Origin of the sequence: Streptomyces sp. NPDC057638 (assembly GCF_042800315.1) — a bacterium.
Taxonomy (GTDB): Bacteria; Actinomycetota; Actinomycetes; order Streptomycetales; family Streptomycetaceae; genus Streptomyces.
Genome location: NZ_JBHVHF010000469.1, coordinates 1 through 4,224, shown reverse-complemented (window position 1 = coordinate 4,224; position 4,224 = coordinate 1). Strand labels below are relative to the sequence as shown.

Here is a 4,224-nt window from a genome sequence, read left to right as displayed (position 1 = left end):
TCCACCGCCTCCGCCAACCGCAACCCCTGCTCCACCGCATACTCATCCAACTCCGACAACAACCCATCCACCCCCTCACGATCCACCGTCCACCCTTCCGTAAACCCCCGCTCCCCCGCCGCGTCCGGCACATACTTCACACACACAACAATCCTCAAGCTCATAACAGCTCTCCTTGACGGATAAGAGTGGACGATCTACGGCGAGGCTATGGCACTGCGTACCCTGTGTAAAGGTACGCAGTGCCAAAAACGGTGTATCGGTGTTACGTTCCCGGCATGACTGAGGCACGCGGACGACGCAAGACCGGCACGGGGTCCACGGCGGGCGCGGTGGCCGCCACCAGGGTGCCCATGCGGCAGGTGCTCGCGGAAGCGGCCTTCCAGCTCTTCGTGGAGCGGGGGTACGAGGAGACGACCGTGGACGCCATCGTGGCCCGCGCGGGCGTCGGCCGCCGCTCCTTCTTCCGCTACTTTCCTTCCAAGGAGGACGTGGTCTTCCCCGACCATGAGGGCTGTCTCGCCGAGATGACCGCGTTCCTGGCGGAGAACGGTGGTGGCGACCCGGTGGCGACGGTCTGTGACGCGGCCCGGATCGTGCTGCGGATGTACGCGGCCAACCCCGAGTTCTCGGTGCGGCGTTACCGCATGACGCGTGAGGTTCCGGGGCTGCGCACCTACGAGCTGTCCGTGGTGCGGCGGTACGAACGCACCCTGGCCGGCTATCTGCGCGAGCGCTACACGGGTGAGGCGGACGGCGATCTGCGGGCCGAGGTGATCGCCGCCGCCGTGGTGGCGGCGCACAACAACGGGCTCCGCGCCTGGCTGCGCTCGGGTGGCGAGTCGGACGCCGGGGCGGCGGTGGACCACGCCCTCGGCCTGGTCCGGGAGGTCTGGTCCCGCCGGGAGCGGCACCCCGCCGCCGTGGCGCCCCAGGCCGCCTGGGCCGACTCGCTGACCGGCGACGACGGCCGGGAAGTCATCGTCATGGTGGCCCCCAAGGACGCCCCGCTGTGGCGGGTGGTGCAGCGCATCGAGGCCGCCATCGGCGAGTAGGTGCCGTCCCGGTCCCTGGGTGAAGGTCCATACCTCGCCACTTGCGGCACTCAGTACCTAGTCCATACGGCACTCAGTGCCATATGGTGCGAGGGCGTCGCGCTCGGTGTGGCGTGTGGGAACCGGAGCCGCGCGGGCCGGAGACGGTGCGCGCCGAGTGCAGGGGGTCGAGAGGTGTTCCAGTCCGGAACCGGCACCGCGTCACAGGTGCGTGAGGAGGCCGGAGTGACGTACGAGGGCGCGGGTGCGACCGCTCTGCTCTACCAGCGCTGCCGCTGGTGCGCCACGGTCTGCTTCCGGAGGCTGCTCTGCCCGGTCTGTTCCTCCAGTGAACTGGAGAGCGCCCCGAGCGAGGGTGACGGAGTGGTGCTGCGGTCGGCGGTCGTCCACCGGCAGGGGCGCGGGCCCCGCAATGAGTCCCTGGTGCGGTTTCCCGAGGGCTTCGTCTTCCGCTGCCAGGTCATCGGGGTCGCACCACAGCTGGTGTGGGTGGGCGCCCGGGTCCGCCTCGCCCCCGGCGGTGACCCGTACGCGGGTGAGGTCGTCCTGGAGCTCTGCGACGACCGGGGCCTGGCCGACTGGCGCTGAACCGTTCGTCGCATCATCGGCCCGGCCGGACCCGTCGCCGCCCCCGTACCCCGTGGGGGTGGTGAGGTCCGGCCGGGGCTGACGGCGCGGGGGCGCCGGGAGGCCGCCGGGAGAACGGGCCCGGCGGGATCAAGTGAATCGCCGGTCACGGGGGAGGGGCCAGGAGGAGGCCCACCGCCCGGGGGAGGGGCGGTTCGATGCGCGGGCATCGGACGCCGCTTCTGAGGGAGGCAGTCATGGCCGTCGACCAGCACGAGGGCGGCCCGGGCCCGCTCGCCGGGGCCACCGCCGGGAGCACCACCGTCCACCGCAGGGCGTGGGCCGTGCTCGCCCTGCTGGTCTCGCTGATGTTCGTCAACTGCGCCGACAAGGTCGTGGTGGGGCTGGCGGGCGTCGGGATGAAGGAGGAACTGGGACTGGACGACGCCGACTTCGGAGTCATCCAGAGCGGCTTCTTCTGGCTCTTCGCGCTCGGCTCGCTGCTCGGGGGCTGGCTGGGCGGCAGGGTGAGCGCGCGCTGGCTGCTCGGCGGGATCGCCGCGGTCTGGGCGCTGACGCTGGCGCCGATGGCGGCCCAGGCCAGCGTCACCACCATCATCGTCTGCCGGGTGGTGCTGGGTTTCGCCGAGGGGCCGACGACGGCGCTCGCGATGCAGGTGGCGCACTCCTGGTTCCCGCCGCACCGGCGCGCCGTGCCCTCCTCGGTCCTGGTGGCGGGCGCGTCCGCCGGTCCGCTGATCGCCGCCCCCGTACTGACCTGGGTCATCGCCCAGTACAGCTGGCACGCGGCGTTCGGGGTGCTGGCGGCGTTCGGGGCCGTGGTGGCGGTGGTCTGGCTGCTGGGCGGGGACAGTGGCCCCGAGGCGGCGGCGGAGGCCCCCGGTGCCAGGGTCGTGCTGCCCGAACGGGTGCCACTCGGGCGGCTCTTCGGCACCGGCACCCTGATCGGGACACAGGTGCTGTTCTTCGCCGCGTACTCCTGTACCGCGATCAAGATCAGCTGGCTGCCGCTCTATCTGGAGGAGGGGCTCGGCTATGACGCCATCACGGCCGGGAACCTGGTCGCGCTGCCCTTCCTCGGCGGCTCGGTCGCGGTGATCGCGGTCGGGATCTACTCCCGCCGGCTCACCCGGCGCGGGGTAGGGAGCCGGATCGCCCGGGGGGTGCTGCCCGCCTCGATGGTGCTGTGCGCCGGGGTCTGTACGACCGCCTTCGCGACGCTCGACCGGGGGCCGCTCCAGCTGACGCTGCTGGTGCTGAGCGCCTGTCTCAACTCGGCGGGCTACGGCGCGGCCTTCGCCGGGCTCGCGGACGTCGTCCCCGCCCTCCAGCGTGGCACGGTCTTCGGGATCGTCACCGGCGTCTACAGCCTCGGCGGGGTCGTCGCGCCGATGGTGATGGGCAACCTGGTCGCCGCGGGCGAGACCGCGGCCGCCGGATACGGTGACGCCTTCCTCATTCTCGGGATCACCATGATGGTGGGCGCCGTGCTGGCGCTGCTGCTGGTCGACCCCGGGCGGGACGCCGAACGTCTCGCGGCCCGCCATGACGCCGAATCCCTCAGGGCCGACCGCTGACCGACTCTTCGTGTATCTCTGGCCAGACATTCCCCGTTTCCGTTCGATGACCGGAAACCCGGTGCGGCGCGGTAGAACGCAGCACAACGCGGAACTGCAATTGCAGCGGCGTGAAGATGGCGTATTGCCTGCCGCCGATCTCGTTCCGGCGCGCTGGAATATCGACGGTTTCCGTTGCCGTACGGGATCGGAGAGGCCGTTCACGTCATCGGGGAACCAGAGGAACGGCACATATGGCAGGTCGTCGGAATCATCCGGCAAACCCCTCTCCGTGAACCTCAGGGTGGTACGGGGAGGTGGTGGTGTGAGGGGCACGCGTCGGCGTGTTCCGGAAAATCCCCGGCGCCGTGGCGAGCGCCGGGGATGCCCGGGAAAGCGCTCCCGTCTTCAACCATCACCCCTGATGTACGCGCACGCCACGGACCCACCCGGGGGAGATGTCCCGCTTCCCCGGGAGTCCGCCGGATTCGTGGCTTGCCGCATCTCGTCCGGTTCCCCCTGGTCATTGTCCGGAAAGAAAGGTGGGGCATCCTTTCGGCCAGCCTGGTGTCTTTCTCGCCCATGGCCGATCTTGAGCCACATCCGCCACCCCGGTAACAGCCCATGGGTGAAGGCGCATTGACTTGCCTCACCGCGTTGTGCAATCTGTTGAGCGGATCGGGCTCGGCCGGATTTCCGGAAAGGGAGAGCGGGATGTGTGCGTTCCCGGTCTCGCTGAATACCGGTGGTGTTCGGCTGAACCTTCCTGGGATGGGAGAGAGCGAGATGAAGAACTCGTGGCCGTCCGCGCACCCGCGGCGGACGCCCGCGCCGTATGCCCGTACTCCCGGGCACCCCCGTACTCCGGCGCGTGGAGTACGGAGCCCGGGGCGCCCCCGCGGGGTGCCCCGACCGAGCGCCGAGGACCTCGGCGGGTGACACGGCGGCAGCGGACGACGGCTGGTACCGGCCTGTCTCCGTGGCGTGGCACCCGTCCTCCCAGAGGCGCGGCCGTCACCTCAGGG

The 4,224-nt window shown here is 70.6% G+C and carries 3 protein-coding genes and 1 pseudogene; 3 read left to right on the top strand and 1 reads right to left on the bottom strand.

Features of this window, described 5'->3' with window-relative positions; all coding sequences use genetic code 11:
• Positions 1-164 (bottom strand): annotated as a pseudogene (locus ACFVIM_RS33390) (electron transfer flavoprotein subunit beta); the annotation flags it as partial.
• Positions 165-353: 189 nt separating this feature from the next.
• Here ACFVIM_RS33390 and ACFVIM_RS33385 point away from each other — a divergent pair.
• From ACFVIM_RS33385 to ACFVIM_RS33375, 3 genes are all read left to right on the top strand, one after another.
• Complete coding sequence (locus tag ACFVIM_RS33385) at positions 354-1,055, top strand: TetR family transcriptional regulator (RefSeq protein ID WP_384309607.1); 702 nt, start codon at positions 354-356, stop codon at positions 1,053-1,055.
• A 174-nt stretch (positions 1,056-1,229) separates the two neighbouring features.
• A complete protein-coding gene (locus ACFVIM_RS33380) occupies positions 1,230-1,643 on the top strand; it encodes a Zn-ribbon domain-containing OB-fold protein (protein ID WP_384309605.1) in 414 nt (137 codons plus the stop codon).
• A gap of 236 nt (positions 1,644-1,879) precedes the next feature.
• Entirely contained in the window at positions 1,880-3,220 is a 1,341-nt protein-coding gene (locus ACFVIM_RS33375; protein ID WP_384309602.1) for an MFS transporter, read from the top strand.
• Positions 3,221-4,224: the final 1,004 nt, after the last annotated feature.

Excerpts from the sequence above, each read along its gene's own strand:
- ACFVIM_RS33375 (WP_384309602.1), top strand. The coding sequence starts at position 1,880 with ATGGCCGTCGACCAGCACGAGGGCGGCCCGGGCCCGCTCGCCGGGGCC.
- ACFVIM_RS33385 (WP_384309607.1), top strand. The coding sequence starts at position 354 with ATGCGGCAGGTGCTCGCGGAAGCGGCCTTCCAGCTCTTCGTGGAGCGG.